We start from the raw sequence: 638 nt of genomic DNA on the forward strand, positions 1-638 counted from the left end.
TCCGATGTGCTGCCGGTTTATGAGCCTGGCTTGGACGAGGTGGTCACCGCTGCCCGGGGGAAAAACCTTCACTTCACCACCGATATCAAGGCCGCGATCAAGGCCGCCGATTTGATCTTCGTCTCGGTTGGCACGCCAACGAAGTCCTACGGCATCGGCGCCGGTCGCGCGGCGGATTTGCGCTACATCGAAGGCGCTGCCCGCCTCATCGCCGAAGTCGCGGAAGGCAACAAGATCATCGTCGAGAAATCCACCATCCCGGTCAAAACCGCGAGCGCGATCAAAACGATCCTCGCCGCAAACTCGACCAACGATGCGACTTTCCAAGTCCTTTCCAATCCGGAGTTCCTCGCTGAAGGAACCGCAGTCGAAGACCTCACCGCGCCAGACCGGATTCTAATCGGTGGCGAATCGACCCCGGAAGGTCAGATCGCGCTCGAAGCGCTCGTCTCCGTTTACGCACACTGGGTGCCACGCGAACGCATCATCACCACCAACCTCTGGTCGTCCGAGCTTTCCAAGCTCGTCGCCAATGCCTTCCTTGCGCAACGGATTTCCTCGATCAACTCGATCTCCGCCCTTTGCGAAGCGACCGGCGCGGATGTCGATGAAGTCGCCAACGCGATCGGCACCGACTC

General features: G+C 60.2%; 1 protein-coding gene. It reads left to right on the forward strand.

Features of this window, described 5'->3' with window-relative positions:
* Positions 1–638, forward strand: a 638-nt coding sequence (locus tag JIN85_RS20780) for a UDP-glucose 6-dehydrogenase (RefSeq protein ID WP_484510794.1), incomplete at both ends; no start/stop codon positions are given.

Source organism: Luteolibacter pohnpeiensis (assembly GCF_016595435.1).
Taxonomy (GTDB): Bacteria; Verrucomicrobiota; Verrucomicrobiia; order Verrucomicrobiales; family Akkermansiaceae; genus Luteolibacter; species Luteolibacter pohnpeiensis.